Annotated in this window: 21 protein-coding genes and 1 tRNA gene; 13 read left to right on the forward strand and 9 right to left on the reverse strand. The window is 73.5% G+C overall.

Going from position 1 to position 26,403, the window contains the following annotated elements:
- Positions 1-73 precede the first annotated feature (73 nt).
- A complete protein-coding gene (locus AC6EI4_RS09315; RefSeq protein ID WP_498422376.1) occupies positions 74-1,042 on the forward strand; it encodes a zinc-binding dehydrogenase in 969 nt (322 codons plus the stop codon).
- The gene (locus AC6EI4_RS09320) at positions 1,039-1,749 is read left to right on the forward strand and encodes an SDR family oxidoreductase (RefSeq protein WP_498451279.1); all 711 of its coding nucleotides are present in this window, start codon (positions 1,039-1,041) and stop codon (positions 1,747-1,749) included. The genes AC6EI4_RS09315 and AC6EI4_RS09320 overlap by 4 nt, the downstream gene beginning before the upstream one ends.
- Before the next feature lie 12 nt (positions 1,750-1,761).
- On the opposite strand, the gene AC6EI4_RS09325 is transcribed toward AC6EI4_RS09320, so the two are convergent.
- The 4 genes from AC6EI4_RS09325 to AC6EI4_RS09340 all read right to left on the reverse strand — a co-directional run bounded on the left by AC6EI4_RS09325 (position 1,762) and on the right by AC6EI4_RS09340 (position 7,076).
- Complete coding sequence (locus AC6EI4_RS09325) at positions 1,762-2,421, reverse strand: TetR family transcriptional regulator (protein ID WP_498422379.1); 660 nt, start codon at positions 2,419-2,421, stop codon at positions 1,762-1,764.
- A 36-nt stretch (positions 2,422-2,457) separates the two neighbouring features.
- Positions 2,458-3,042, reverse strand: coding sequence for an acetoacetate decarboxylase family protein (locus AC6EI4_RS09330; RefSeq protein ID WP_498451280.1), 585 nt, complete (start codon positions 3,040-3,042; stop codon positions 2,458-2,460).
- A 73-nt stretch (positions 3,043-3,115) separates the two neighbouring features.
- Positions 3,116-3,292, reverse strand: a complete 177-nt coding sequence (locus AC6EI4_RS09335; RefSeq protein ID WP_498422383.1) for a DUF6104 family protein — start codon at positions 3,290-3,292, stop codon at positions 3,116-3,118.
- 7 nt (positions 3,293-3,299) lie between these two features.
- Entirely contained in the window at positions 3,300-7,076 is a 3,777-nt protein-coding gene (locus tag AC6EI4_RS09340; RefSeq protein WP_498451281.1) for a multifunctional oxoglutarate decarboxylase/oxoglutarate dehydrogenase thiamine pyrophosphate-binding subunit/dihydrolipoyllysine-residue succinyltransferase subunit, read from the reverse strand.
- A 166-nt stretch (positions 7,077-7,242) separates the two neighbouring features.
- On the opposite strand from AC6EI4_RS09340, the gene AC6EI4_RS09345 reads away from it, so the two are divergent.
- Both AC6EI4_RS09345 and AC6EI4_RS09350 read left to right on the forward strand, forming a co-directional pair.
- Positions 7,243-7,827 (forward strand): hypothetical protein, encoded by a 585-nt coding sequence (locus tag AC6EI4_RS09345; protein ID WP_498451282.1) that lies wholly within the window; start codon positions 7,243-7,245, stop codon positions 7,825-7,827.
- Entirely contained in the window at positions 7,827-8,747 is a 921-nt protein-coding gene (locus tag AC6EI4_RS09350; RefSeq protein WP_498451283.1) for an LCP family protein, read from the forward strand. Before AC6EI4_RS09345 ends, AC6EI4_RS09350 begins: the two co-directional genes overlap by 1 nt.
- Positions 8,748-8,778: 31 nt before the next feature.
- Here the strand turns inward: AC6EI4_RS09350 and AC6EI4_RS09355 are convergent, their stop codons facing one another.
- From AC6EI4_RS09355 to AC6EI4_RS09370, 4 genes are read right to left on the reverse strand one after another with little or no spacing between them, the layout of a single operon-like run.
- The gene (locus tag AC6EI4_RS09355) at positions 8,779-9,588 is read right to left on the reverse strand and encodes an ABC transporter ATP-binding protein (protein WP_498422390.1); all 810 of its coding nucleotides are present in this window, start codon (positions 9,586-9,588) and stop codon (positions 8,779-8,781) included.
- Positions 9,585-10,619 (reverse strand): FecCD family ABC transporter permease, encoded by a 1,035-nt coding sequence (locus AC6EI4_RS09360; protein WP_498451284.1) that lies wholly within the window; start codon positions 10,617-10,619, stop codon positions 9,585-9,587. The genes AC6EI4_RS09355 and AC6EI4_RS09360 overlap by 4 nt, the downstream gene beginning before the upstream one ends.
- The gene (locus tag AC6EI4_RS09365; protein WP_498451285.1) at positions 10,616-11,668 is read right to left on the reverse strand and encodes a FecCD family ABC transporter permease; all 1,053 of its coding nucleotides are present in this window, start codon (positions 11,666-11,668) and stop codon (positions 10,616-10,618) included. The genes AC6EI4_RS09360 and AC6EI4_RS09365 overlap by 4 nt, the downstream gene beginning before the upstream one ends.
- Complete coding sequence (locus AC6EI4_RS09370; RefSeq protein ID WP_498451286.1) at positions 11,665-12,690, reverse strand: iron-siderophore ABC transporter substrate-binding protein; 1,026 nt, start codon at positions 12,688-12,690, stop codon at positions 11,665-11,667. Before AC6EI4_RS09370 ends, AC6EI4_RS09365 begins: the two co-directional genes overlap by 4 nt.
- A 148-nt stretch (positions 12,691-12,838) precedes the next feature.
- Between AC6EI4_RS09370 and AC6EI4_RS09375 the strand changes: the two genes are divergently transcribed.
- The 3 genes from AC6EI4_RS09375 to AC6EI4_RS09385 are packed head-to-tail and all read left to right on the forward strand — an operon-like array spanning position 12,839 to position 17,150.
- Complete coding sequence (locus tag AC6EI4_RS09375) at positions 12,839-13,618, forward strand: siderophore-interacting protein (protein WP_498451287.1); 780 nt, start codon at positions 12,839-12,841, stop codon at positions 13,616-13,618.
- Complete coding sequence (locus AC6EI4_RS09380; protein WP_498451288.1) at positions 13,615-15,411, forward strand: ABC transporter ATP-binding protein; 1,797 nt, start codon at positions 13,615-13,617, stop codon at positions 15,409-15,411. Before AC6EI4_RS09375 ends, AC6EI4_RS09380 begins: the two co-directional genes overlap by 4 nt.
- Complete coding sequence (locus tag AC6EI4_RS09385; protein ID WP_498451289.1) at positions 15,408-17,150, forward strand: ABC transporter ATP-binding protein; 1,743 nt, start codon at positions 15,408-15,410, stop codon at positions 17,148-17,150. The genes AC6EI4_RS09380 and AC6EI4_RS09385 overlap by 4 nt, the downstream gene beginning before the upstream one ends.
- Positions 17,151-17,219: 69 nt before the next feature.
- Here the strand turns inward: AC6EI4_RS09385 and AC6EI4_RS09390 are convergent.
- Positions 17,220-17,294 (reverse strand) — tRNA-Arg (locus AC6EI4_RS09390).
- 71 nt (positions 17,295-17,365) lie between these two features.
- Between AC6EI4_RS09390 and argS the strand changes: the two genes are divergently transcribed.
- From argS to rho, 6 genes are all read left to right on the forward strand, one after another.
- A complete protein-coding gene (gene argS / locus AC6EI4_RS09395; protein ID WP_498422405.1) occupies positions 17,366-19,030 on the forward strand; it encodes an arginine--tRNA ligase in 1,665 nt (554 codons plus the stop codon).
- Between the two features lie 7 nt (positions 19,031-19,037).
- Entirely contained in the window at positions 19,038-20,444 is a 1,407-nt protein-coding gene (gene lysA / locus AC6EI4_RS09400) for a diaminopimelate decarboxylase (protein WP_498451388.1), read from the forward strand.
- Positions 20,441-21,781 carry a homoserine dehydrogenase gene (locus AC6EI4_RS09405; protein WP_498422406.1) on the forward strand — a complete coding sequence of 447 codons (1,341 nt, stop codon included), beginning with the start codon at positions 20,441-20,443 and terminating at the stop codon, positions 21,779-21,781. The genes lysA and AC6EI4_RS09405 overlap by 4 nt, the downstream gene beginning before the upstream one ends.
- Positions 21,778-22,869 (forward strand): threonine synthase, encoded by a 1,092-nt coding sequence (gene thrC / locus AC6EI4_RS09410; RefSeq protein WP_498422407.1) that lies wholly within the window; start codon positions 21,778-21,780, stop codon positions 22,867-22,869. The genes AC6EI4_RS09405 and thrC overlap by 4 nt, the downstream gene beginning before the upstream one ends.
- Positions 22,870-22,886: 17 nt before the next feature.
- Positions 22,887-23,855: a homoserine kinase gene (gene thrB, locus AC6EI4_RS09415; RefSeq protein WP_498451290.1), complete on the forward strand. Its 969-nt coding sequence runs from the start codon at positions 22,887-22,889 to the stop codon at positions 23,853-23,855.
- Positions 23,856-24,191: 336 nt separating this feature from the next.
- On the forward strand, positions 24,192-26,297 hold the full coding sequence (gene rho / locus AC6EI4_RS09420; protein WP_498451291.1) for a transcription termination factor Rho: 2,106 nt from the start codon (positions 24,192-24,194) through the stop codon (positions 26,295-26,297).
- Positions 26,298-26,403 lie beyond the last annotated feature (106 nt).

The following is a 26,403-nucleotide window of genomic DNA, read 5'->3' on the forward strand; positions in this document are numbered from 1 at the left end:
GGGTCGGCTCGCAGTGTGGACGTGCCGCGTCCGCACGCGCCCGAGGTTGTGCTCTGCCGCTAGCGTGAGCGTCATGTTCGCCGTCTACGCAGAGTCCTTCTCCTCCGACGACCCGCTGAGCGGCCTGGTGGTGGGGGAGCGCCCCGACCCGGTCGCCCCCGACGGGTGGACCACGGTCACCGTCAAGGCCGCCTCGCTCAACCACCACGACCTCTGGTCGCTGCGCGGGGTCGGGCTCAAGGAGGAGTCGCTGCCGATGATCCTCGGCTGCGACGCGGCCGGGCTCGACGAGGACGGCAACGAGGTCGTCGTGCACGCGGTCGTCAGCGACCCCTCGTGGACCGGCGACGAGACGCTGGACCCGCGACGCTCGCTGCTCTCCGAGCGCCACCAGGGCACCTTCGCCGACAAGGTCGTCGTACCCCGGCGCAACGTCGTGGCCAAGCCGGCGTCGCTCTCCTTCGAGGAGGCCGCCTGCCTGCCGACCGCCTGGCTGACCGCCTACCGGATGCTGTTCGTGCAGGGCGGGCTCAAGGCCGGCGACTGCGTGCTCGTGCAGGGTGCCGGCGGCGGCGTGGCGACGGCGCTGATCGTGCTGGCCCGGGCCGCCGGCCTGCGGGTGCTCGCCACCAGCCGCGACGAGGCCAAGCGGGCCCGGGCGCTGGAGATCGGCGCCCACGAGGTGTACGAGAGCAACGCCCGGCTCCCGCGCAAGGTCGACGCGGTGATGGAGACCGTCGGGCGGGCCACCTGGTCGCACTCGGTGCGCGCGCTGCGTCCCGGCGGCGCGATCGTCATCTCCGGCACCACGTCCGGGCCCAAGCTCGACGACGCCGAGCTCACCCGGATCTTCTTCCTGCAGCTGCGGGTGATCGGCTCGACCATGGGCACCCGTGGCGAGCTGGCCTCGCTGGTGGAGATGCTGGACGCGACCGGCACCCGCCCGCTCGTCGACCGGACCCTGGCGATGACGGACGCGCGCGAGGGCTTCGCGGCGATGGCCTCCGGCGACCTCTTCGGCAAGGTCGTCTTCACCCGGTGAGCGCGCCGCGCACCCACCTGATCACCGGCGCGAGCTCCGGCATCGGGGCCGGCCTCGCCCGAGCCCTGCACGAGCGCGGCGACCGGCTGGTGCTGCTGGCGCGCTCGGCGGCGCGGGCCGACGAGCTGGCGGCCTCCTACCACGGCGCGCTCACCGTGGTGGCCGACCTGTCCGACGCCGACTCCCTCGACGACGCCGTCCTCGCCGGCCTGGCCCACCACGACATCGAGCTCCTGGACACCGTGCTGCAGGTGGCGGGCGTCGTCGAGCTGGGCACCGTCGGCGAGCTCTCCACCCGGGCCTGGCGCGCCCACCTCGACGTCAACCTGCTGGCGCCGGCGGTGCTGACCCGGGCCTGCCTGCCGGCGCTGCGGGCGGCGAGGGGGCAGGTGCTGTTCGTGAACTCCGGCGCCGGGCTGAGCGCGAACCCGCAGTGGTCGGCCTACGCCGCCTCCAAGTTCGGGCTGCGGGCGCTGGCCGACGCGCTGCGCGCCGAGGAGCACGCGCACGGCGTACGGGTCACCAGCGTCTATCCCGGCCGCACCGCGACCCCGATGCAGGAGCTCGTGCACCGTCAGGAGGGCAAGGACTACGACCCCGGGCAGTGGATCGACCCGGCCTCGGTGGTCGCCACGGTGCTGCACTGCCTCGACCTGCCGCCCGACGCCACGATCCCGGACGTGACGGTGCGCCCCGGTCCCCGCTGAGGCCGCCCCCGGTCACCGCGCCGGGGCGTCCTCCGGGGGCGAGCGCCAGTGGGCGGCGCCGACCAGCATCATCCGCAGCTGGGTGCGGGCGTCGTCGGCGATCGTGCTCTCCGCCTCCGGGTCGCCGTCGGCGCGCAGGATCGCCTCCACGATGGCGACCATCGCGGTGACGATCAGGTTGGCGAGGACTCCGGCGTCGCGCGCGGAGTAGCGCCCGGTGCCGACGATCTCGACGACGTCGGCGGCGAGCTCCTGCTCGACCAGGTCGATCTGGTGGCGTACGGCGTCGCGCACGGCCGGCGGGCCCGCCGTGCGCTCGCGGGAGATGAAGCCGAAGTGTGCCCGGTGGGCGTGCACGTGCGCGAGCAGCACCGTCACCGAGCGGTCGGTGACGCCGAGCAGGTCGGTGTCGCCGCGGCGTACGTCGCGCAGCATCGCGCGCAGGGAGGCGAACGACTCGGTGACCAGCTCGAGGCCGAGGTCGTCGAGGGAGGCGAAGTGCCGGTAGAACGCCGTCGGCACGATCCCCACCTCGCGGGTGACCTGGCGCAGGGTCACCGTCGCGAACGTGTGCTGCTCGGAGAGGGTCAGGGCGGCCTCCAGCAGCGCCTGGCGGGTCAGCTCCTTGCGCTCGACCCGGGAGGCGCGCGGGGCGCTCTCGGTACCGCTCACCTGAGGATCGTAGCCCGCGCGCGGGCGCCGCTCTCCTCAGCGGAAGGACATCCGGAAGTCCACCATCCGCACCGTCGCCAGCGGCCGGCTCCCGTGCAGCCAGCCCAGTGGACCGTCAGCGGCGAAGTCCCAGTGGCCCCGGGCCGGCAGCGAACGGGCCGACCCGGTGAGCTGGGCGACCACCGGGCGCCCGTCCTCGTGGCGCTGCCAGGTGCTGCCCGCGAACGGCACCCGTACCGCCAGCCGGGAGGCGTCGCGGAACGTCGCGGAGACGATCGGCCGCTCGCCCAGTGAGGCGGACCAGCGGGCGCTGCCCAGCGGCCCCAGCCGGGTGGTCTCGTGGCGGAAGTCGGCCAGCTCCTTGGGGATCGCCCACAGCGCGCGCCCGCCCTGCATGGAGGCCGCCGAGTCGACCCAGATGTCGCTGATCGTCACCCGCCGGTGTCGCCCGTCCTTGACCAGCCGGGCCACCAGCAGCTCGTGGTAGGTGAGCGGGCTGCCCGGCCGGTAGTCGACCAGCGCCACGCCGCACACGCCGTCGGGACGACCCGCGACGTCGCGCACGCGGAACAGCGAGAGCCACAGGTCGCCGACCATGTTCCAGGGGGGAGACGGAAACATGCCCGCAGCCTTGCGGCTGCGGGCATGTCCGGGCGAGGGGCCTTCTCAGATGCCGGGATCGGCTGGGGTGGAGCTAGTCGTCCGGATCGTCGAGCCGGGCCAGCCAGGTGGCGAAGCGCTCCACCGGCGTCTCGAACTCCGGGTGGGTGTCGGTGAACTCCTGCAGACGCGCCGCCACCCACGCCAGGGTGACCTCCTCGTCACCCCGGCGCTTCTCGAGCTCCTCGATCCCGCGATCGGTGAAGTACACGACCGACCTAGCCCGCGAACGCCCGGTCGAGCAGGTCGCGCTGCTCCTCCTGGTGGCGCTTGATCGTGCCGACCGACGGCGACGACGAGGCGGTGCGGGTGACCGGCTCGACGGTGACGTCCAGATCGGTCCACAGGTTCAGCTGGTAGTGCGGCCACGGGCCCATGTTGGCGGGCTCGTCCTGCACCCAGCGGACCCGCTTGAGGTTCGGGTACTTGGCGATCTCGGCGCGGATCTCCGCCTCGGGGCGCGGGTAGAGCTGCTCCACGCGACCCACGGCGAACGTCTCGGCGTTGTCGAGCTTGGCCCGCTGGACCATCAGGTCCCAGGTCACCCGACCCGAGCACAGCAGCAGCGTCTCCACCTTGTCGGGGTCGGCGTTGTCGTCGCCGATGAAGGGCCGGAAGGAGGTCCCCTCGGTGAAGTCCGACGGCTTGGAGGCCGCCTCCTTGCGCTTGAGCATCGACTTCGGGGTGAAGACGATCAGCGGCTTGTGCTCCTCGCCCAGCGAGTGGCGACGCAGCAGGTGGAAGTACGACGCCGGCGTGGACGGCTGGGCCACCACGAAGGCCTCGTCGGCCGCCATCATCAGGAACCGCTCGATGCGCGCCGAGGAGTGGTCGGGTCCCTGACCCTCGTAGCCGTGCGGCAGCAGCAGCACGACACCCGACTGCTGGCGCCACTTGGTCTCGCTGGAGCTGATGAACTCGTCGATGATCGTCTGCGCGCCGTTGACGAAGTCGCCGAACTGCGCCTCCCACAGCACCAGCGCCTCGGGACGGGCCACGGAGTAGCCGTACTCGAAGCCGAGCGCGGCGTACTCGCTGAGCAGCGAGTCGTAGACGTGGAACTTCGCCTGGTCCTCGGTGAGGGTGGCCAGCGGGGTCCACTCGTCGGCGTTGGTGCGGTCGATGATCGTCGCGAAGCGCTGCACGAACGTGCCGCGGCGCGAGTCCTGGCCGGCCAGGCGCACCGGGCGCCCGTCCATCAGCAGCGCGCCGAAGGCGAGGATCTCGCCGGTGCCCCAGTCGATCGGTCCGTCGGTGATGGCGGCGGCCCGGCGCTGCAGCTGCGGCATCACCTTCGGGTGGACCGTGAAGCCCTCCGGCGGGGTGATGTAGGCGTCGGAGATGCGCTTGAGCACCTCGGCGGAGATGGCGGTCTTGGTCTCGCCGGCGGGCTTCTCCGGGTAGTCCGGGACCGTGGTCCACTCCGAGGGCTGGCCGGTGGCCTCGCGGACCTCGGTGAATACCCGCTCCAGCTGCTGCTGGTAGTCGCGCAGGACCTGCTCGGCCTCCTCGACGGTGATGTCGCCGCGACCGATCAGGGACTCGGTGTAGAGCTTGCGCACCGAGCGCTTCTGCTCGATCAGGTCGTACATCAGCGGCTGGGTGTACGACGGGTCGTCGCCCTCGTTGTGCCCGCGCCGGCGGTAGCAGACCAGGTCGATGACGACGTCCTTGTTGAACGCCTGGCGGTACTCGAAGGCCAGCCGCGCCACCCGGATGCACGCCTCGGGGTCGTCGCCGTTGACGTGGAAGATCGGCGCCTGGACCATCCGGGCCACGTCGGTGCAGTACAGCGACGAGCGCGAGGAGCCGGGGGAGGTGGTGAACCCGACCTGGTTGTTGACCACCACGTGGATGGTGCCGCCGGTGCGGTAGCCGCGCAGCTGCGAGAGGTTGAGCGTCTCGGCGACCACGCCCTGGCCCGCGAAGGCCGCGTCGCCGTGCACGAGCAGCGGCAGGACGGGGTAGGCCGCGCCGCGGTCGAGCACGTCCTGCTTGGCGCGGGCGATGCCCTCCAGGACCGGGTCGACCGCCTCGAGGTGCGAGGGGTTCGCGGCCACGGAGACCTTGATCTTGTCGCCGGACCCGGCCACGAACTCGCCCTCGGCGCCGAGGTGGTACTTCACGTCGCCGGAGCCCTGGACGGTGCGCGGGTCGATGTTGCCCTCGAACTCGCGGAAGATCTGGGAGTAGTTCTTGCCGACGATGTTGGCGAGCACGTTGAGCCGGCCGCGGTGGGCCATCCCGATCGCGACCTCGCTGAGCCGCGCCTCGGCGGCGGCCTCGCAGAGCTCGTCGAGCAGCGGGACGGTGGTCTCGCCGCCCTCGAGGCTGAACCGCTTCTGGCCGACGAACTTGGTCTGCAGGAACGTCTCGAAGGCCTCGGCCTGGTTGAGCTTGAGCAGGATCCGCAGCTGCTCCTCGCGCGGCGGCTTCACGTGCGGCTGCTCGACGCGCTCCTGGATCCAGCGGCGCTGCTCGGGGTCCTGGATGTGCATGTACTCGATGCCGGTGGTGCGGCAGTAGGAGTCGCGCAGGATGCCGAGGATGTCGCGCAGCTTGAGGAAGCGTCGGCCCTCGCCACCGAACGAGCCGGTGGCGAACTCGCGGTCGAGGTCCCACAGGGTGAGCCCGTGCGTCTCCACCTCGAGGTCGGGGTGGCTGCGCTGGCGGTACTCCAGCGGGTCGGTGTCGGCCATCATGTGCCCGCGCACCCGGTAGGCGTGGATCAGCTCGAGGATCCGGGCCTGCTTGCTGATCTCGTCGTCGTGGGTGGCCGCGATGTCCTTGGCCCAGCGGATCGGCTCGTAGGGGATCCGCAGCGAGCGGAAGATCTCGTCGTAGAAGTCGTCCGCGCCGAGCAGCAGCTGGTGCACCTTGCGCAGGAACTCGCCCGAGAGCGCGCCCTGGATCACCCGGTGGTCGTAGGTGGACGTCAGCGTCATCACCTTGCTGACCGCGTTGCGGGTCAGCGTCTCGTCGGAGGCGCCCTGGTACTCCGCGGGGTACTCCATCGCGCCGACGCCGATGATCGCGCCCTGGCCCTTCATCAGCCGCGGCACGGAGTGCACGGTGCCGATGCCGCCGGGGTTGGTCAGCGACATCGTGGTGCCCTGGAAGTCGGCCACGGTCAGCTTGTTGTCGCGCGCCTTGCGCACGATGTCCTCGTAGGCGGTCCAGAAGGCCGCGAAGTCCATCGACTCGGCCGCCTTGATGGAGGGCACCAGCAGCTGGCGGCTGCCGTCGGGCTTGGGCACGTCGATGGCCAGGCCGAGGTTCACGTGGGCGGGCGTGATCAGGTTGGGCTTGCCGTCGACGGTGTCGAAGCCGACGTTCATCTCGGGGATCGCCTTGAGCGCCTGGACCAGGGCGTAGCCGATGATGTGGGTGAACGACACCTTGCCGCCGCGGGCGCGCGCGAGGTGGTTGTTGATCACGGTGCGGTTGTCCCACAGCAGCTTGACCGGGACCGAGCGCACCGAGGTCGCGGTGGGGACGCTCAGCGACTCGTCCATGTTCTTCGCGGTGCGGGCCGGGGCCCCGCGCATGACGGTGTACGTCGGCTGGTCGCTGGCCTCGCTGCGCGCTGCCGGGGCCGACTCCTTGGCGACCGGCGGGGTGTTGCTCCGAGCCGGCTCGGCGGCAGCGGCCGGCGGACGGGGCGTCGCCTTGGGGGCGGGCGCCGGGGCCTTGGCGGGAGCCTTGGCCGGAGCCGGTGCGGCGCTGGGCGCAGCGGCCGCGGGCTCGGCGGCCGGTGCGGCCGGGGGAGTCGCCGCGGGCTGGGCGGCGGGCGAGGAGGTCGCGCTGGCGGCGGTGCTACCGTTCCCGGCGGTTCGGCTCGGGTCGCCGTTGGCGGCGAAGAACTTCGCCCAGACCGGGTCGACGCTGTTGGGATCCTTGCGGAACTGCTCGTACATCTCGTCGACGAGCCACTCGTTGGCTCCGAAGTCGGCGGTGGGATTTTCGTGAGACTGGCTGCCTGGGGACTGCGGCACGGCTGTGTTCGCCCTCTTCCGGTACGCGCGCGGGGTGTGAGTACTAAGGCTCAAGGCTAGTCGCAGGGATCAACAATTGCAGGCTCCGGGGTCCGAACTGGCGCCGTGGCGTGGTGGCAGGGTCCCGCGCCGCTCCCCGGGGTCCTCGACGGAAGGAGGCACACGGATGAGGACGACACGACTCAGGCGGGTGTGCGTCGGCGCTCTGGCCCTCCTGGTGGGTGTGACCGGGGTCGCCTGCTCGGGTGACTCCGAGGAGCCCGACCGGGAGCCGGCGCCCTCCGCGAGCGCCGCGGCTGCGGAGCTCAGCACGCAGTCGCGACTCGGCGAGGTGGCCGGCAGGCTCCCCGCCCGCAGGCGGGGCCCGGTGGTGCGTGCGGTCACCTCGGTGGTGGAGGACTGGACGGACGCGGCCTTCCTCGCCGGCGACTACCCGCGGGCGTCGTTCCGGGCCTTCTCCGGGTTCACGCCCGGGGCGCGCAAGCAGGCCGTGCGCGACGCCGCGCTGATGAGCAACGCCGACATCGGGGAGCGGATCGAGAGCGTCACCGGAGTGCGCCGGGTGGTGGCCGTCGACGTGCTCGCCAGCCGCTCGCGCGCCGTCGGCGCCACCGCGCGGGTGCTGCTGCGCTTCGACACCGCCGGCGAGGTGGAGCGCCGGGTCACGCTGCGGGGGCGGCTGATGCTCACCCGGGGCCGGGACGGCGCCTGGAAGGTCTTCGCCTACGACATGAGCAAGGGGAGCCGCTGATGAGGTCCAGGACGCGTGGGATGACCGGCCGGGCGCTGCGCGGGGTGGTGCTCGCCGTGGTGCTCGGCGTGACGGCGCTGGTGGTCCCGGACGCCTCGGTGCACCGCGCCGAGGTGGCCCTGGTCAAGGTGGAGCGGGCCTTCGGGGTCGACCTGAGCCCGGACGTGGTCTGGATCCTGGCGGTCGGCTCCGACGCCCGGCCGGGCCAGGACATGCTCCGCAGCCGGGGTGACGCGCTGCAGCTGGTCGGGATCAACACCCGCACCGGCGCCGCCAGCGCGATCGGCATCCCGCGCGACTCGTGGGTGCCCATCCCCGGGCACGGCTCCAACCGGGTCAACGCCGCGCTGTACTTCGGCGGACCGCAGCTGATCGGGCGCACCGTCGGCGACATGATCGGCATCCAGCCCGACTACGTCTTCGTCACCCGGTTCCCGTTCTTCGAGGACATGGTGGACGCCATCGGCGGCATCGAGGTGCGCAACCCGCGTGCCTTCAGCGACGCCGACCTCAAGCAGGACGGCTTCAAGCGGGGCCGGATCAAGCTCGACGGGTACGGCGCGATGGCGTTCTCGCGGATCCGCAAGTCGCTGCCCGGTGGGGACTTCGAGCGCTCGGCCAACCAGCAGCGCACGCTGCGCGGCATCCACGCCAAGCTGCACGCCAAGGCCGCCCGGCCCGGGTTCCTGGAGAAGGGGGTGCTCAGCGCGATGCGGAACCTGCACACGAACCTCCCGCCTGCGGAGCTGTTCCGCATCGCCCAGGCGGTGGCCCAGGTCCAGCCGCGCCGGATCACCACCTGCGTCGTGCCGGGCAGCACCGGGATGGCCGGCAGCGCAAGCGTGGTCTTCGCCGACCTCGCCACGGCCCGCCGCTACGGCGACCTCGCCCGCAAGGACGCCACCATCGAGCGCTGCTGACGCCCCGGCGGCCCCGGCTCAGCCGGGGAGCTCAGCCGGGGACGCCGGCGTGGTGGCGCCCGATCGGCAACATCAGCGGGCGCCCGGAGACGGGGTCCTCGATGACGCTGCACTCCAGGCCGAAGACCGCGCGCACGGTGTCCTCGGTGAGCACGTCGTGGGGGTCGCCGGCGGCGTGCAGCCGGCCACCCGCCAGCGCGATCAGCCGGTCGGCGTAGCGGGCCGCGAGGTTGAGGTCGTGCAGGACCATCACGATCGTGGTGCCGCGCGCCCGGTTGAGGTCGGTGAGCAGGTCGAGGACCTCCACCTGGTGGCTCACGTCGAGGAACGTGGTCGGCTCGTCGAGCAGCAGGATGTCGGTCTGCTGCGCGAGCGCCATCGCGATCCACACCCGCTGACGCTGCCCGCCGGAGAGCTCGTCGACGGGGCGGTCGGCGAGCGCCACGGTGTCGGTGGCCTCGAGCGCGCCGGCCACCGCGGCGTCGTCCTCGGCGCTCCAGCGCGCGAGCATCCGCTGGTGGGGATGGCGCCCGCGCCCGACCAGGTCGCTGACGGTGATGCCCTCCGGTGCGAGCGGGGACTGGGGGAGCAGACCGAGGGTGCGGGCCAGCTCCTTGGCCGGCATCCGGTGCACCTGCTTGCCGTCGAGCAGCACGTGCCCGGCGCGGGGACGCAGCAGCCGCGACATCGAGCGCAGCAGCGTCGACTTGCCGCACGCGTTGGCGCCGACGATCGCGGTCACCGCGCCGCTGGGCACCAGCAGGTCGAGGGACTCGATGACGGTCCGCTCGCCGTAGCCGAGGGTGAGGTCCTCGACGGTGAGGGTGTGGTGGGCGGTCACAGGGAGCCTCCGACGCGGTTGGTGCGGACGATGAGGTAGACGAGGTACGGCGCACCGAGCACGCCGGTGACCACGCCGACCGGGTAGCGGTGGCCGAAGGCGTACTGGCCGCACAGGTCGGCGACCAGGACGAGCAGGGCCCCGACGAGCGCGGAGGGCACCAGCAGCGAGGCCCCGGGGCCGACCACGCGCGCCGCGATCGGGCCGGCGAGGAACGCGACGAAGGCGATCGGCCCGGCGGCCGCGGTGGCGAAGGCGACCAGGCCGACCGCGGTGACGATCACCACGAGCCGGGTGCGCTCCACGCGCACGCCGAGCGCCGAGGCGGCGTCGTCGCCGAGCTGGAGCATCTCCAGGTCGCGCATCCGCGAGAGCAGCAGCGGGCCGAGGACGAGCAGTGCGAGCGCGGTGGGCACCACGTCGTCCCACCCGGAGCTGTTCAGGCTCCCGGTGAGCCAGCGGGTGGCCTCCTGAAGGTCCCACTGGGCGGCCCGGCTGAGGATGTAGGCGGTGACGCTCTCGAGCATCGCCGCGATGCCGATGCCGATCAGGATCAGCCGGGTCCCGGCGACGCCGTCGCGGAACGACAGCACGTAGATCAGCAGCGCGACGCCGAGCCCGGCGAGGATGGCGATGACCGAGACGTTCGGGCCGGACAGGCCCAGGGTGACGATCGCGAACGCCGCCGCGGCGCTCGAGCCGGCGCTGATCCCGATGATGTCGGGGCTGGCGAGGGGGTTGCGCAGCATGGTCTGGAAGGTGACGCCGGCCAGCCCGAAGCTGAGCCCGACCAGCAGCGCCAGCACCGCCCGGGGCAGCCGGAGCCGGCCCACCGTGAAGGACGCGCCGGGCACGTCGTGCCCGGCGATCACGGCGAGGACGTCGCCCGGCGGGTAGAACGTCCGTCCCACCATCAGGCTCGCCGCGAAGAAGGCGACGACCAGCAGGCCGAGCACGGCGACGACCGTACGGCGCCGGCGGCCGCGGCGGGCGCGACCGGCGCTGACCCGCTCGAGACTGGTGAGGCTCACAGCGCGCGCACCTTCTGACGACGGACGACGTGGATGAAGAACGGGGCGCCGACCAGCGCGGTGATGATCCCGACGTCGACCTCGCTCGGGCGGGCCACGATCCGCCCCAGCACGTCCGCGGCGGTGAGCAGCCCGGCGCCGGTGATCGCCGAGAACGGCAGCAGCCAGCGGTGGTCGATGCCGACGAGCATCCGGCACAGGTGCGGCACGACGAGCCCGACGAAGCCGATCGGCCCGGCCGCCGCCGTGGCGGCGCCGCACAGCAGCACGGCGCCCAGCGCGGCCGTGCCGCGGGTCAGCGCCACCCGCTCGCCCAGGCCGGCGGCGACCTCGTCGCCGAGGGCCAGGGAGTTGAGGCCCTTCGCGCAGAGCAGGCAGATCGCCAGCCCGGCCAGCAGGAACGGCGCGACCAGGCGGATCGTCTCCGGCGACGCGCCGCCCACCCCGCCGACCTGCCAGGAGCGCACCGCCCCGGCGATGTCGCCGCGCGGCAGCGAGACCGCGGTGATGAAGGAGGCGAACGCCGCGGAGGTGGCGGTGCCGGCCAGGGCCAGCTTCAGCGGGGTCGCCCCGCCGCGGCCGAGCGAGCCGACGGCGTACACGAACGCCGCGGAGAGGCCGGCGCCGGCGATCGCGACCCAGACGTAGCCGGCGGCCGTGGAGAGGCCGAACCAGGCCATCGCGGTGATCACCGCCAGCGACGCGCCCATGTTGACGCCGAGGATGCCGGGGTCGGCGAGCGGGTTGCGGGTCACGCCCTGCATCACCGCGCCGGCCAGGCCGAGCGCGGCGCCCACGGCGAGGGCGAGCAGGGTGCGCGGGATGCGCTTGGTGACCGCCGCCTCCTCGAGGGTGTCGCTGGAGCCGCCCAGGGCGGCGACGATGTCGGCCCAGGCGACGTCGCGCGAGCCGATCGCCACCGACCAGGCCGCGAGCACGACGAGCACGCCGAGGGCGGCCAGGAGCCAGAGGGCGCGCAGCCGCCTCGGGCGCCGCACGACGGCGGCGCCCGAGGCGGTCTGCTTGCTCGCGGTGGCTGCGGGGCTCACTCGGCCCCGGCTGCCTCGGCGAGCATCGCGGCGTAGTCCTCCAGGACGTAGGAGATGGACAGCGGCGTCGGGTTCGCCGCGGTGCCCAGCGGGTTGTTCGGCAGCAGCACGATGGCGTCGTTCTTCACCGCGGGCATCTTCGAGAGCAGCGGGTCGCCCTTCAGTGCGTCGACCAGCTCCTGGTCGCCGTAGGTCACGATGATCTCGACGTCGTCGAGGGCGTCGATCTGCTCGGCGCTGAGCGTGCCCGAGAATTCCTCGGACTCCGCGGAGGCGGTCGCGATGCTCTCCGGGGTGCCCAGGCCCAGGTCGGCGAAGAACTTCGCCCGGGTGTCGTGGGTGGTGTAGTAGCTGACCTCGCTGAGGTCGCTGGTGTCGACGTGGGTGAGGAACATCGCCGACTTGCCCTCGAGCTCGGGGTGCTCCGCGACGGTCTCGCTGATCTCGCTCTCGAGGTCGGCGACGAGCTTGTCGCCCTCCTCGGCCATCCCCATCGCCTCGCTGCTGAGCGTGATCATGTCGCGCCACTCGGTCGCCCACGGCGCCTCGGGGTAGGCGACCACGGGAGCGATCTCGCTCAGCGTCTCGTAGTCCTCCTGGGTCAGCCCGGAGTAAGCGGCCAGGATGACGTCGGGCGCGGTGTCCGCGACGGCCTCGAAGTCGATGCCGTCGGTCTCGTCGAAGAGCACCGGCGTCTCGGCGTCGAGCTCCTCGAGCTTGTCGGCCACCCACGGCAGCACGCCGTCGCCGTCGTCGTCGCCGAAGTTGGCGGCGGCCATGCCCACCGGCACCACGCCGAGGGCCAGCGGCACCTCGTGGTTGGCCCAGTTGACCGTGGCGACCCGCTCCGGGGCCTTCTCGATGACGGTCTTGCCGAGCGCGTGCTCGATGGTGATCGGGAACTGCGTCGACGAGGAGTCGTCGGCGGCGGCTGCCTTCGGCTCCGAGTCGTCGGTGCCGCAGCCGGAGAGCAGGAGGCCGGCGACGGCGGCGGAGCCGGCCAGGAGGCGCAGAGAACGCACGGGGGTTGTCCTTTCAGCGGGGAGGGCGCGCAGACAGGCGCCCGCGCCGGGGCGGGAACGGACCCCGTTCGGAGCCCAGGCGAGGGAAGGCTAACCTAAGCGCATGTCGCCAGAGCGCAGCGGTCCCCAGTTCGGCCGAGTGCACACCGTGAGTCGGCTCACCCCGACCATGATCCGGGTGGTGCTGGGCGGAGAGGGCCTCGCCGGGTTCGCGACCCCGCTCGGTGCCGACGCCTACGTGAACATCGCGGTGCCGCCCCCGGGCGCGCCGTACGGGCCGGTCTTCGACCCGGCTGCGGTGAGCGCCGAGCACGAGCGCCGCTGGTGGCCGGCGCGCCGGCGCTACACGGTGCGCGCCTGGGACCCCACCCGCCGTCTGCTCACCCTCGACTTCGTCGTCCACGGCGACGCCGGCGCGGCCGGCCCCTGGGCGGCTCACGCGCAGCCCGGCGACGTGCTGGTCCTCGACGGCCCGGCCGGCGGCTACCGCCCGGACGCCGACGCGGACTGGCACCTGATGCTCGGCGACGAGTCCGCCCTGCCGGCGATCGCGGCCTGCCTCGAGCAGGTGCCGGCCGGCCGGCGGGTCGTGGTGCGGCTGGTGTGCGACACCGCCGAGCACGAGGTGCCCCTGGAGACGCCGGGGAGCCTGGACCTGCGGTGGCTGCACCGCGTCGGGGCCGAGGAGCCCGCGGGGCTGCTGCTCGCGGCGCTCGAGGAGCTGGACTTCGCGCCCGGTCGGGTGGACGCCTTCGTGCACGGAGAGGCCGACGAGATCCGCGCGATCCGCCGCCACCTGCTCGTCGGGCGCGGTCTGGAGCGCGCCGCGATGTCGTGCTCGCCGTACTGGCGGCGCACGATGACCGACGAGGACTGGCGCCGGGTCAAGGCGGACTTCGTCGCCGCCATGGATGCCGACGTCGCTTGAGCGAGGTCGCGCAGGAGCAGCCCCCCGCACTCGCCCCCCGTACGGCGGTGCCGCGCACGCCCGGAGCGCTGATCCGCAGCACCCTGGCTCGCGAGTGGCGCGCGGTCACGCTCGCCGCCGCCCTGATCACGGTGTGGCAGGTCGCCGAGCTGATGGTGCCGGTGCTGATCGCGGTCTTCATCGACCGCGCGGTCACCACCGGTGACGCCGCCGAGCTCGGTTGGTGGGCCGGGGTGCTCGTGGTGCACTTCGTGGTGCTGAGCCTGTCGTACCGGTTCGGGGCCCGGGCCGGGCTGCGGGCCCTGCAGACCCAGGCGCACGCGCTGCGCTGCGAGATCTCCGCCCGCGTGCTCTCCGCGCGCGGCGTCCGCTCCGAGCGGCTGCCGGGCGACGTGCTGACGATCGCGACAACGGATGCGGAGATGGTCGCGACGGTGATCCGCCAGCTGGCCTTCGCCGTGGCCGGCGTCGTGGGGCTGATGGTCAGCGCCGTGGTCCTGGCCGCCATCGACGTGGTGCTCGCCGCGCTGGTGCTCCTCGGCGTGCCCACGGTGCTGGTGGTGACCCAGCTGCTGTCGCCGAGGCTGGCGCGCCGCAGCGGGGTCCGGCAGGAGTCGCTGGGCGCCGCGGCGGGCATCGCCGGCGACTTCGTGCGCGGCCTGCGACCGCTCAAGGGCATCGGAGCCGAGGACGCCGCCCTGGCCCGCTACCGCCGCGAAAGCCAGCAGGCGGTGCGCGCGAGCGTCGGCGCAGCCTGGTGGGAGGGGCTGATGCACGCGGTCACCGCGGGGCTCAGCGGCGTGTTCCTGGCGGTGGTGGCCCTGGTGGCCGGGGTGCGCGCGGCCCAGGGGGACATCGGGGTGGGGGAGTTCGTGGCGGTCGTCGGGATCAGCCAGTTCCTCTCCGAGCCGATGCACACCCTCACCTTCATGCTCACCCAGCTGGCCCAGTCGCGCGCCTCGGCGGCGCGCGTCGTCTCGTTCCTGAGCAGCGGCCCGCTGGTCGTCGCGGCGGCCGAGCCGGACGACGAGCCGGGCGACGAGCCGGCCGGCGCGCACGAGCAGCCGCCCGCGGTGGGCCTCGAGCTGCGCTCGGTCACCGCAGGCCCGCTGCGCGACCTGTCCTTGGTCGCGGACCCGGGACGCTGGCTGGGCATCGTCGCCGAGAGCCCGGCGGAGGCCGCCGCGCTGCTCGGGCTGCTGCGCGGCGAGGCCGAGCCCGAGTCCGGATCGGTCCTGCTCGACGCGGTCGCGCTGAGGTCGTGGGAGATCGACGCGCTGCACGCCACGATGCTGGTCAGCGACCACCACGTCGATCTCCTGGCCGGCACGCTGATCGACAACATCGACCCGCGCGCTCGCCTCGACGACGCCGCGCTGGCCCGGGTGCTGACCGCGTCCGCGGCCGACGAGGTCGTCGCCCATGTCGGGGCCGGGCGGGGCGCGGACGCGGACGCGGAGCAGGAGGGTCCGGGCGTGCCGGCGCTGTCCGGCGGCCAGCGCCAGCGCGTCGGACTGGCCCGGGCGCTGGCGGCCGATCCGGCCGTCCTGGTGCTGCACGACCCGACCACCGCCGTGGACGCCGTCACCGAGGCGCGGGTCGCCGACGGGCTGCGCCGGCTGCGGCACGGGGCCGGCGCGGGGGCGCGCACCACGGTCGTCCTGACCAGCAGCCCGGTGCTGCTCGCGTCGGCCGACTGCGTGGCGCACGTGCGGGCCGGCCGGGTGGTGGCGCGCGGGACCCACGCCGAGCTGTTGCACCACGACGACTACCGAGCGGCGGTACTGCGATGAGTCGGCTTCCGGTGTCGAGCGCGGGGGAGGCCGCGGGCCTGGCCCTGAGGCTGCTGAGCCGGCGGCGAGCGGCGTTCGCGCTGAGCGCCACCGCGTTCGCCGTCGCCGGCGTCGCCGGCCTGGTCGCGCCCTGGCAGCTGGGGCGCATCGTCGACCTCGTCGGGAGCGCCGAGGGCGGCGGCGACACCCGCGGCATCGTGGTGGCGGCGCTGTGGATCGGCGCGGCGGCGCTGGTGGGGTCCGTCTGCACGCTGGTCTCGGTCGGCGCCCTGGCCCAGACCGCGGAGCCCGCGCTCGCCGAGCTGCGCGAGCAGGTGCTCTCCCGGGCGCTGCACCTGGAGACCGAGGAGCTCGAGCGCACCGGCACCGGGGACCTGATGTCGCGGGTCAGCGACGACGTCCGGGTGGTGGCGGGGTCGCTGACCGACGCGGTGCCGCTGGTGGTGAACTCGACGCTGGCGATCGTGCTCACCGTCGGGGGCCTGCTCGCCCTCGACTGGCGCCTCGGGGTGGCGGGGCTGCTGGCGGCCCCCTTCTACGCGCTCGCGCTGCGCTGGTACCTGCCGCGCTCGGGCCCCTACTACCGGCGCGAGCGCGAGGCGAACGGCGAGCGCGCCGAGGCCCTGCTCACCGGGATCCACGCCAGCCGCACCCTGCGCGGCCTCGGCCTGGGCGACGCCCACAGCGCGCAGGTCGCGGAGGCCTCCTGGCGCTCGGCCCGGCTCTCCATCGACGTCTTCGACCTGCTGATGCGCTTCGGCGGCCGGACCAACCGCGCGGAGGCGATCGGGCTCCTGCTGGTGCTCAGCGCCGGGTTCGTCCTGGTGCGCGAGCACGGGGTCACCGTGGGGGCGGTGACGGCGGCCGCGCTGTACTTCCACCGTCTCTTCAACCCCGTCGGCGCGATCCTCTTCCTCTTCGACGAGGTCCAGTCGGCCGGGGCGTCGCTGACCCGGCTCGCCGGCATCGCGCTGCTGCCGGCGGCGCGGAGCACGGTCGGCACCGCTCCGCGCGACGGCGGGGTCTCGCTGAGCGAGGTCTCGCACCAGTACGCGCCCGGCGAGAGTGCCCTGCGCGGCGTCAGCCTGGAGATCGCGTCCGGCGAGCGGCTGGCCGTGGTGGGCGCCAGCGGCGCCGGCAAGAGCACCCTCGGGCTGGCCGTGGCCGGTGGCCTGATCCCCACCGGCGGGACGGTCTGCATCGGCGGCGTGCCGGTGCGCGAGGCCCGGCTCGAGGGACGCCGGGTGGTCGCCACGGTCAGCCAGGAGCTGCACGTCTTCGCCGGGAGCGTGCGCGACAACCTGCTGCTCGCGCGCCCCGACGCCACGCTCGAGCAGGTGGACGCGGCCCTGGCCACGGTGGGCGCGCACTGGGTGGCTGCGCTCGCCGACGGCGCCGACACCGTGGTGGGGGAGGGCGCGCTGGCGCTGACCCCGGCGCAGGCCCAGCAGCTCGCCCTGGCCCGGGTGGTGCTGGCCGACCCGTGGGTCGTGGTCCTGGACGAGGCGACGGCGGAGGCCGGCTCGGCCGGCGCCCGCGACCTGGAGGCGGCGGCCCTGGCCGCCACCCGGGGGCGCACCACGATCACCATCGCCCACCGGCTGGTGCAGGCCAGCACGGCCGACCGGGTGCTGGTGCTGGAGGAGGGCCGGCCCGTCGAGCTGGGCACCCACCAGGAGCTGCTCGCCTCGGGCGGGCGCTACGCCCGGCTGTGGGCGGCCTGGTCGAGTCAGGCCTGAGACGGGGCCGACGGCCGCACGAGTGCGGCCTGAGGCGGCGGGGCCGACGGCCACACGCTGGTTTCTTGCTGGTGCCCCCGGAAGGATTCGAACCTTCGCTCCCGCCTCCGGAGGGCGGTGCTCTATCCCCTGAGCTACGGGGGCTCAAGGTGCGGGGTTGACCATACAGGCGGGCGGTGGCTGAGGGGAAACCGGTACGCCGATAGGCTTGCCTGGTGACCCCCGAGCAGCTCTCCTCCGCCATCGTCGACGTCCTGACCCAGCTGGTCGAGGAGGGCGCTCTCGCGTTGCCGGACGGGCCGCCCCAGACGGTCACCGTCGAGCGGCCCCGCCAGAAGGGCCACGGGGACTACGCCACCAACGTGGCGCTCCAGCTGGCCAAGAAGGCCGGCACCAACCCGCGCGCCCTCGCCGAGCTGGTCAGTGCCCGACTGGGCGCCGTGGACGGCATCGCGGGCATCGAGATCGCCGGCCCCGGCTTCCTCAACATCACCGTCGACGCGGGCGCCCAGGGCGCGGTCGCGGCCCAGGTGGTCGCCGCCGGCGCGGCGTACGGCCACACCGAGACGCTGAGCGGGAACCGGATCAACGTCGAGTTCATCTCCGCCAACCCGACCGGTCCGCTGCACCTGGGCCACACCCGCTGGGCCGTGGTCGGCGACGCGATCGGCCGGGTCCTCGAGGCCGCCGGTGCCGAGGTGACGCGCGAGTTCTACATCAACGACCGCGGCAACCAGATGAACCTCTTCGCCGCCTCCCTCGAGGCGGTCGCGCTGGGCCGGGAGGTCCCCGAGGACGGCTACCGCGGCGCCTACATCGTCGACCTGGCCCACAAGATCGTGGCCGCGCAGCCCGGCATCGTGGACCTGCCCGCCGACGAGCGGCTGGTCGCGTTCCGGGAGGCCGGCTACCAGCTGCAGCTGCAGGAGCAGCGGGACCAGCTGGAGATGTTCCAGACCCACTTCGACGTGTGGTTCTCCGAGCGCTCCCTGCACGAGAGCAACGACGTGGCGGCCGGGCTGGACAAGCTGCGCGCCCAGGGCCACCTCTACGACGCCGACGGTGCGCTGTGGATGCGCACCACCGACTTCGACGACGACAAGGACCGGGTGCTGATCCGGTCCAACGGCGAGCTGACCTACTTCGCCAGCGACACGGCGTACTACGTCAACAAGCGCGAGCGCGGCTTCGACCGGTGCCTGTACCTGCTCGGCGCCGACCACCACGGCTACGTCAACCGGCTGCGGGCGATGGCGGCCTGTGCCGGCGACGACCCGGACAAGACCCTCGAGGTGCTGATCGGCCAGCTGGTCAAGATCATGCGCGGCGAGCACGAGGTGCGGCTCTCGAAGCGCTCCGGTGAGATGGTCACCCTCAACGAGCTGGTCGACGAGATCGGCGTCGACGCGCTGCGCTACCACCTGGCGCGCTACCCCGCCGACTCGCCGCTGACCCTCGACATCGAGGAGATCACCCGCGCCTCGAGCGACAACCCGGTCTTCTACGTCCAGTACGCCCACGCCCGGGTCGCGTCGATCCTGCGCAACGCCGCCGACATGGGCCTGGCGCCGGCCGGTGACGACTTCGAGCCCGGCCTGCTCACCCACGAGAAGGAGGGCGAGCTGCTGCGCGGGCTCGCCGAGTTCCCGCGGGTCGTGGCCGCCGCCGCCCAGCTCCGCGAGCCGCACCGGGTGGCGCGCTACCTGGAGGAGACGGCCGCCTCCTACCACCGCTTCTACGACAACTGCCGCGTCCTGCCCCAGGGCGACGAGGAGCCCGGCGACCTGCACCGGGCCCGGCTGCTGCTGGTCGCCGCCACCCGCACGGTCCTCGCCAACGGACTGGCTCTGCTCGGGGTCTCCGCCCCCGAGCGGATGTGAGAGGACGCTGATGCGCGCACACGAAGCAGGCTGGGCCCACGCGGAGGGCGCCATGCGGGGCCCGTCCTGGCTGCGCCCGCCCAGCGACCCCAACGAGCTGGTCACGCAGCTGTGGTCCACCACGGCCCGCAAGGTCGACGGCGTCCTGCAGGTGGGCGGCGTCGACCTGCCCGACCTCGTCGCCGAGCACGGCTCCCCGGCCTACGTCCTCGACGAGCTCGACTTCCGCACCCGCGCCCGCGCCTTCCGTGACGCCTTCTCCGGCTACGACGTCTACTACGCCGGCAAGGCGTTCCTGTGCACGGCCGTGGCCGGCTGGATCGCCGAGGAGGGGCTGCACCTCGACGTCTGCTCGGGCGGCGAGCTGACCGTGGCGCTGCGCGGCGGCATGGACCCGGCCCGGATCGGATACCACGGCAACAACAAGACCCCGGCCGAGCTGCGCCGCGCGGTCGAGGCCGGGGTGGGTCGGATCATCGTCGACTCCTTCCACGAGATCGCCCGCCTGGACCAGATCACCGCGGAGACCGGGGCCCGGGTCCGGGTGATGGTGCGGGTCACCGCCGGGGTCGAGGCACACACCCACGAGTACATCGCCACCGCGCACGAGGACCAGAAGTTCGGCTTCTCGATCACCTCCGGTGACGCCCTGGAGGCGGTGCGCCGCGTCGAGCGGGCTGCGGGACTGCAGCTGCAGGGGCTGCACAGCCACATCGGCTCGCAGATCTTCGACTCCTCCGGCTTCGAGGTGGCCGCGCGCCGGGTCCTCGCCCTGCACGCCCAGGTCAGCCGCGAGCTGGGCGTGACGATGCCCGAGATGGACCTCGGCGGCGGGTTCGGCATCGCCTACACCACCCAGGACGACCCCGCGGACCCCTTCCAGCTGGCCACCGAGATGACCAAGATCGTCGAGCACGAGTGCCGCGCCCTCGGTGTGGCCCAGCCGCGGCTCTCGATCGAGCCCGGGCGGGCCATCGCCGGCCCGGCGATGTGCACCGTCTACGAGGTCGGGACCGTCAAGGAGGTCGCCCTCGACGGCGGCGCGCGACGCACCTACGTCTCGGTCGACGGAGGGATGAGCGACAACATCCGCACCGCGCTCTACGACGCCGACTACTCCTGCACGCTGGCCTCGCGCCGCTCGGAGTCGGCGCCGGCCCTGGCCCGCGTCGTCGGCAAGCACTGCGAGGCCGGCGACATCGTGGTCAAGGACGAGTTCCTGCCCGGAGACCTCGCGCCCGGAGACCTCCTGGCGGTGCCCGGCACGGGTGCCTACTGCCGCTCGATGGCCTCCAACTACAACCACGCGCTGCGGCCGCCGGTGATCGCGGTGCGGGACGGCGCCGCGCGCGTCGTCGTACGACGAGAGACTGAGGACGACCTGTTGGCAACCGATGTGGGAGCAGACGCGTGAGTGAGGGTCTCGAACCGGGCCAGGACGGCGGCGCCCCGCGCCCCCTCCGGGTCGCCGTGCTGGGCTGCGGATCCGTGGGGTCGCAGGTCGTCCGGCTGCTGAGCGAGCAGGCCGACGACCTCGCCGCGCGGGTCGGCGCGCCCGTCGAGCTGGCCGGGGTGGCCGTGCGCCGCCTCGAGGCCGAGCGCGAGGTCGAGGTGCCGGCCGAGCTGCTGACCACCGACGCGCTCGCGCTGGCCAGCCGCGCCGACGTCGACCTGGTGGTCGAGGTGATCGGCGGCATCGAGCCGGCCCGCTCGCTGATCCTGGCGGCGCTGGAGAACGGCGCCTCGGTGGTCACCGCCAACAAGGCGCTGCTGGCCGAGGACGGCTCGACGCTGTTCGAGGCGGCCGCCAAGGCCCAGCGCGACCTCTACTACGAGGCCGCGGTGGCCGGCGCGATCCCGATCCTGCGCCCGCTGCGCGAGTCGCTGGCCGGCGACCGGGTGACCCGGGTGCTGGGCATCGTCAACGGCACCACCAACTTCATCCTGGACCGGATGGACACCTCCGGGGCCGGCTTCGCAGAGGCCCTGCAGGAGGCCCAGGACCTCGGCTACGCCGAGGCCGACCCGACCGCCGACGTCGAGGGCTTCGACGCCGCGGCCAAGGCCGCGATCCTCGCCTCGCTGGCGTTCCACAGCCGGGTCACCGCCGCCGACGTGCACCGCGAGGGCATCTCGGAGGTCACCGCCGGGGACATCGCCTCGGCGCGGGAGATGGGCGCGGTGGTCAAGCTGCTCGCGATCTGCGAGCTGCGCCGCGACCCGGCCGGTGAGGACGCGGTGGCCGTGCGCGTGCACCCCGCGATGATCCCGCGCTCGCACCCGCTGGCGTCGGTGCGCGAGGCCTACAACGCTGTCTTCGTCGAGTCCGAGGCCGCCGGCCAGCTGATGTTCTACGGGCCCGGCGCCGGTGGCTCGCCCACCGCCTCGGCCGTGCTCGGCGACCTGGTCACGGTGGCCCGCAACCGGATCGCCGGCACCTGCGGCCCCGGCGAGTCGGCGTACGCCGCGCACGACGTGCTGCCGATGGGCGAGACGATGACCCGCTACCACGTGGCGATCGACGTCGAGGACCGCGCCGGCGTGCTGGCCAGCGTCGCCACCGCCTTCGCCGAGCACGACGTCTCGATCCAGACCGTGCGTCAGGAGGGGCGGGGCGCGGACGCCCAGCTGGTCGTGGTCTCGCACCGCGCCAGCGACGCCCAGCTGTCGGCGACCGTGGAGACCCTGCGAGACATGGACATCGTGCGCGAGGTCACCTCGGTGATGCGCGTCGAAGGAGAGAGCGAATGAGCGCCAGCATCCAGGCCGGGCCCGGCACCCACCAGTGGCGTGGGGTGATCGAGGAGTACCGCGACCTGATGGAGATCCCCGCCGACACCGTCGCGGTGACGCTGGGGGAGGGCGGCACCCCGCTGGTCGCCTCCGAGTGGCTCTCCGAGCTCACCGGGGCCGAGGTCTGGCTCAAGGTCGAGGGCGACAACCCGACCGGCTCGTTCAAGGACCGCGGGATGACCGCCGCGATCTCGGTGGCGCGCCACGAGGGCGCCCAGGCCGTGGTCTGCGCGTCGACCGGCAACACCTCGGCGTCGATGGCCGCCTACGCCGCCAAGGCCCGGCTCAAGCCGCTCGTGCTGGTGCCCGAGGGCAAGATCTCCGCGGGCAAGATGGCCCAGGCGATCATGCACGGCGCCCAGGTGATCATGGTGCGCGGCAACTTCGACGACTGCCTGCGCCTCTCGCGCGGGCTCGCCGACCACTACCCGGTGGCGCTGGTGAACTCGGTCAACCCGGTGCGCCTGGAGGGGCAGAAGACCGCCGCCTTCGAGGTCGTCGACCGGCTCGGTGACGCCCCGGACTACCACCTGCTGCCGGTGGGCAACGCCGGCAACATCTCGGCGTACTGGCTCGGCTACCAGCAGTACGCGGCACTGGGCCGCAGCACCCGCAAGCCGGTGATGCGCGCCTTCCAGGCCGAGGGCGCCGCGCCGCTGGTGACCGGCGAGCCGTTCCCCAACCCCGAGACCAAGGCGACCGCCATCCGGATCGGCAACCCCGCCTCGTGGAAGCTCGCGGTGGCCGCGGCCGAGGAGTCCGGCGGCCGGTTCGCCTCGCTGAGCGACCGGCAGATCCTGTCGGCCCAGCACGACCTGGCCCGCCGCGACGGCGTCTTCGTGGAGCCGGCCTCCGCGGTGGGCATCGCCGGGCTGCTCCAGGAGCTGGAGCAGGGCGAGTCCTACGCGGGCAGCCGGGTGGTCATCACGGTCACCGGCCATGGCCTCAAGGACACCGCCACGGCGCTCGAGGGGGTCGGCCCGATGGTCGACACCGTCATCGACGCCGAGGTCGACGCGGCCGCGCACGCCGCCGGCCTCGGCTGAGGCCTGATGCTCTCGTGGTGAGCTTCGTCGAGGGGCCGGTGCGCGTCAGCGTGCCGGCCACCTCCGCCAACCTCGGCCCCGGCTTCGACTCCCTGGGCCTCGCCCTGGGCCTGCGCGACCGCGTCGAGGCGCAGGTCGGCGGCGCCGGCGCCGCGCCGGGGGTACGGGTCGAGGTGGAGGGCGAGGGGGCCGGGACGGTCCCGCTCGACGAGTCGCACCTGGTGGTGCGCTCGATGCACGCCGCCTTCGACGCGATGGGCGGGCGCCCGGACTCGCTGCGCGTGGCCTGTCGCAACGTCGTACCGCACGGGCGTGGGCTCGGCTCGTCGTCCTCGGCGATCGTGGCCGGGGTCTGCCTGGCGCGTGCGCTGGTCGCCGGCGGCTCGCTGCTGCTCGACGACCGCGCGCTCCTCTCGCTCGCCGCCGACCTGGAGGGCCACCCCGACAACGTCGCCCCCGCGCTCCTCGGCGGCTTCGTCGTCTCCGGGCGCGAGGACGACACCTGGTACGCCGCGTCCTCCCCGGTCGACCCGCGGATCTCGGTGGTGGTGTTCGTCCCGACCCAGCCGGTGGAGACGAAGGTGGCCCGCTCCCTGCTGCCCGCCTCGGTGCCGCACCAGGACGCCGCGGCGAACGCCGGTCGCGCGGCGCTGCTCGTCGCCGCACTGGCCGGCCAGCCCGAGCACCTGCTCGCGGCGACCCGGGACTACCTGCACCAGGACTACCGCGAGCCGGCCATGCCGCAGACGCTGGAGCTGGTCCGCGCGCTGCGACGCGACTCGGTGCCGGCGATCGTGTCGGGGGCCGGGCCCACCGCCCTGGCCTTCGCCGACTCCTCGCCCGCCGCCGGCTCCTCGCCCGCCGCCGGCTCCTCGCCCGCCGCCGGCTCCTCGCCCGCCTCGGTCGCCGCCCTGCTCGCCCGGTGCCCGAGCGGGTGGACCGCGCGCCACCTCGAGGTCGACCACGCCGGGGCGGTGCTCTGCTGAGACCGCGCCAGGTGTGGCGTGTGGGTTGACCACGTACCCGATCTCGGGTGGTACCGTGGCCGCGCGTCGCATTCTCGACGCAGCACTCGGGCGACACGCGTCGCACCCGGTGCGAACCTCCTCCTTGATCCCTCTGCGGATTCCTTTGCGTGAACCCGTCGGCACACCTGCCGGGTCCTCGTGTCGGTGAGGAGACATCGACCAGGAGGCCGACGGCATCTCCGCCGGATCGGCACTGATACGTGGGAAGGACCTCACGTGACGGAAACGACCGAATCCACCACAGCTCCGCAGGCGTCTGCCGGGGCACCCAAGAAGCGTGGTGGACTCAGCACCATGCTGCTCGCTGACCTGAGGGCGATGGCGGGTGGCATGGGGATCGCCGGAGCAGGCGGGATGAAGAAGGCCCAGCTCGTCGAGGCGATCCGCGCACAGCAGTCCGGGGGCGCCGCCCCGCGGGCCGCGGTGAAGAGGTCGGCGCCGGCTGCCGAGGCGCCCGCGAAGGCCGAGGCGCCTGCGAAGGCTGAGGCGCCCGCGAAGGCTGAGGCGCCCGCGAAGGCCGCCGAGCCCGGCGCGAGCGATGCCCCTGCCGGCGACACCGCTGCGCAGGAGGCTCCGCGCCGGCCCCGGACCCGCCAGCGGGCCGGTCGAGAGACCACCGCCGAGAGCCAGGGGAACGCGGCTGGGGACAAGCCCAGCTCGGACAAGCCCGGCTCGGACAGGTCGGGCGCCGGACAGCCGGCGTCCGAGTCGGCCGACCGCGCGGAGGGCCGCGACGCTCAGGGCAACCGGAATCGGGACCGCGCCGAGGCCCGGGGTCGGTCCGAGGGGCGCGACAAGCGCGAGCGCTCCGAGGGCAGGGACGGCCAGGCACCCGCGGCCCGCGAGCAGGACCGGGACCGCCAGGACCGCGACGGTCAGGACCGCGACCGTCAGGACCGCGACCGTCAGGACCGGGACCGTCAGGACCGCGACCGGGACCGGCAGGACCGCGCGCGTCAGGACCGCGACCAGGACCGGGACCGCCAGGACCGCGACCAGGACCGCGACCGCCAGGACCGCGACCAGGACCGCGAGGGCCAGTCCCGCGACAACCGGTCGGAGGAGGAGGGCGGCAGCCGCCGCAACCGCCGCCGCCGGGGCCGCGACCGCGACGGCCGCGACGGTCGTGACACCCGCGACGGGCGCGACGGTCGTGACACCCGCGACGGGCGCGACGGCGCCCGCGACACCCGTGAGCCGCGCGGCGAGCGCGGTGGCCGGGGCGGGCGCAACGAGCCCGACACCACGGTCCTCGAGGACGACGTGCTGGTGCCCGCCGCGGGCATCCTCGACGTGCTGGACAACTACGCCTTCGTCCGGACCAGCGGCTACCTGCCCGGCACCGAGGACGTCTACGTCTCGCTGTCGATGGTGCGCAAGTACGGTCTGCGCCGCGGCGACGCCATCGTCGGGCAGGTGCGCCAGCCCCGGGAGGGCGAGCGCAAGGAGAAGTTCAACCCGATGGTGCGCATCGAGAGCGTCAACGGGGGCGACCCGGAGACCTCCCGCTCGCGCGTGGAGTTCGCGAAGCTGACCCCGCTCTACCCCTCGGAGCGGCTGCGGATGGAGACGACACCGGACAACCTGATCGGGCGCGTCATCGACATCGCCGCGCCGATCGGCAAGGGACAGCGCGGCCTGATCGTCTCCCCGGCCAAGGCCGGCAAGACGATGGTGATGCAGTCGATCGCCAACTCGATCACCGCCAACAACCCCGAATGCCACCTGATGGTGGTGCTGGTGGACGAGCGTCCCGAGGAGGTCACCGACTTCGAGCGCTCGGTGAAGGGCGAGGTCATCTCCTCGACCTTCGACCGGCCGGCCGTCGACCACACGACGGTCGCCGAGCTGGCCATCGAGCGTGCCAAGCGGCTCGTCGAGCTGGGCCACGACGTGGTGGTGCTGCTCGACGGCATCACCCGGCTGGGACGCGCGTACAACCTCGCCGCGCCGCCGAGCGGCCGGATCCTGTCCGGCGGCGTCGACTCCGCGGCCCTGTACCCGCCGAAGCGCTTCTTCGGCGCCGCGCGCAACATCGAGAACGGCGGCTCGCTCACCATCCTGGCGACCGCGCTGATCGAGAGCGGCTCGAAGATGGACGAGGTGATCTTCGAGGAGTTCAAGGGCACCGGCAACATGGAGCTGCGGTTGCGCCGCGACTTCGCCGACAAGCGGATCTTCCCGGCCATCGACGCGGTCCAGTCCGGTACCCGCCGCGAGGAGCTCCTGATGAGCCAGGAGGAGACCGCGATCGTGTGGAAGCTGCGACGCGTGCTCTCCGCCCTGGACGGGCAGCAGGCGCTCGAGCTGCTGCTGGGCAAGCTGCGCAAGTCGCACACCAACATCGAGTTCCTCACCGAGGTCCAGAAGACCACCCACATGGCCCCCAACGCCGACTGACCCCCCGCGAGTCGGCGCGAACTCGCACCCCCACCCCGCCGAGTCGGCGTGAACTCCTGAGTTCGCGCCGACTCGGCGTCGTACGGGGGCGAGTTCGCGCCGACTC

The sequence above is a fragment of the Nocardioides sp. Z43_10 genome (assembly GCF_059766615.1).

What these genes read in the sequence shown, in the direction of transcription:
- AC6EI4_RS09315 (WP_498422376.1), top strand. Translation starts at nt 74, where the DNA reads ATGTTCGCCGTCTACGCAGAGTCCTTCTCCTCCGACGACCCGCTGAGC.
- AC6EI4_RS09330 (WP_498451280.1), bottom strand. Translation starts at nt 3,042, where the DNA reads ATGTTTCCGTCTCCCCCCTGGAACATGGTCGGCGACCTGTGGCTCTCG.
- AC6EI4_RS09345 (WP_498451282.1), top strand. Translation starts at nt 7,243, where the DNA reads ATGAGGACGACACGACTCAGGCGGGTGTGCGTCGGCGCTCTGGCCCTC.
- AC6EI4_RS09350 (WP_498451283.1), top strand. Translation starts at nt 7,827, where the DNA reads ATGAGGTCCAGGACGCGTGGGATGACCGGCCGGGCGCTGCGCGGGGTG.
- AC6EI4_RS09385 (WP_498451289.1), top strand. Translation starts at nt 15,408, where the DNA reads ATGAGTCGGCTTCCGGTGTCGAGCGCGGGGGAGGCCGCGGGCCTGGCC.
- thrC (WP_498422407.1), top strand. Translation starts at nt 21,778, where the DNA reads ATGAGCGCCAGCATCCAGGCCGGGCCCGGCACCCACCAGTGGCGTGGG.
- rho (WP_498451291.1), top strand. Translation starts at nt 24,192, where the DNA reads ATGCTGCTCGCTGACCTGAGGGCGATGGCGGGTGGCATGGGGATCGCC.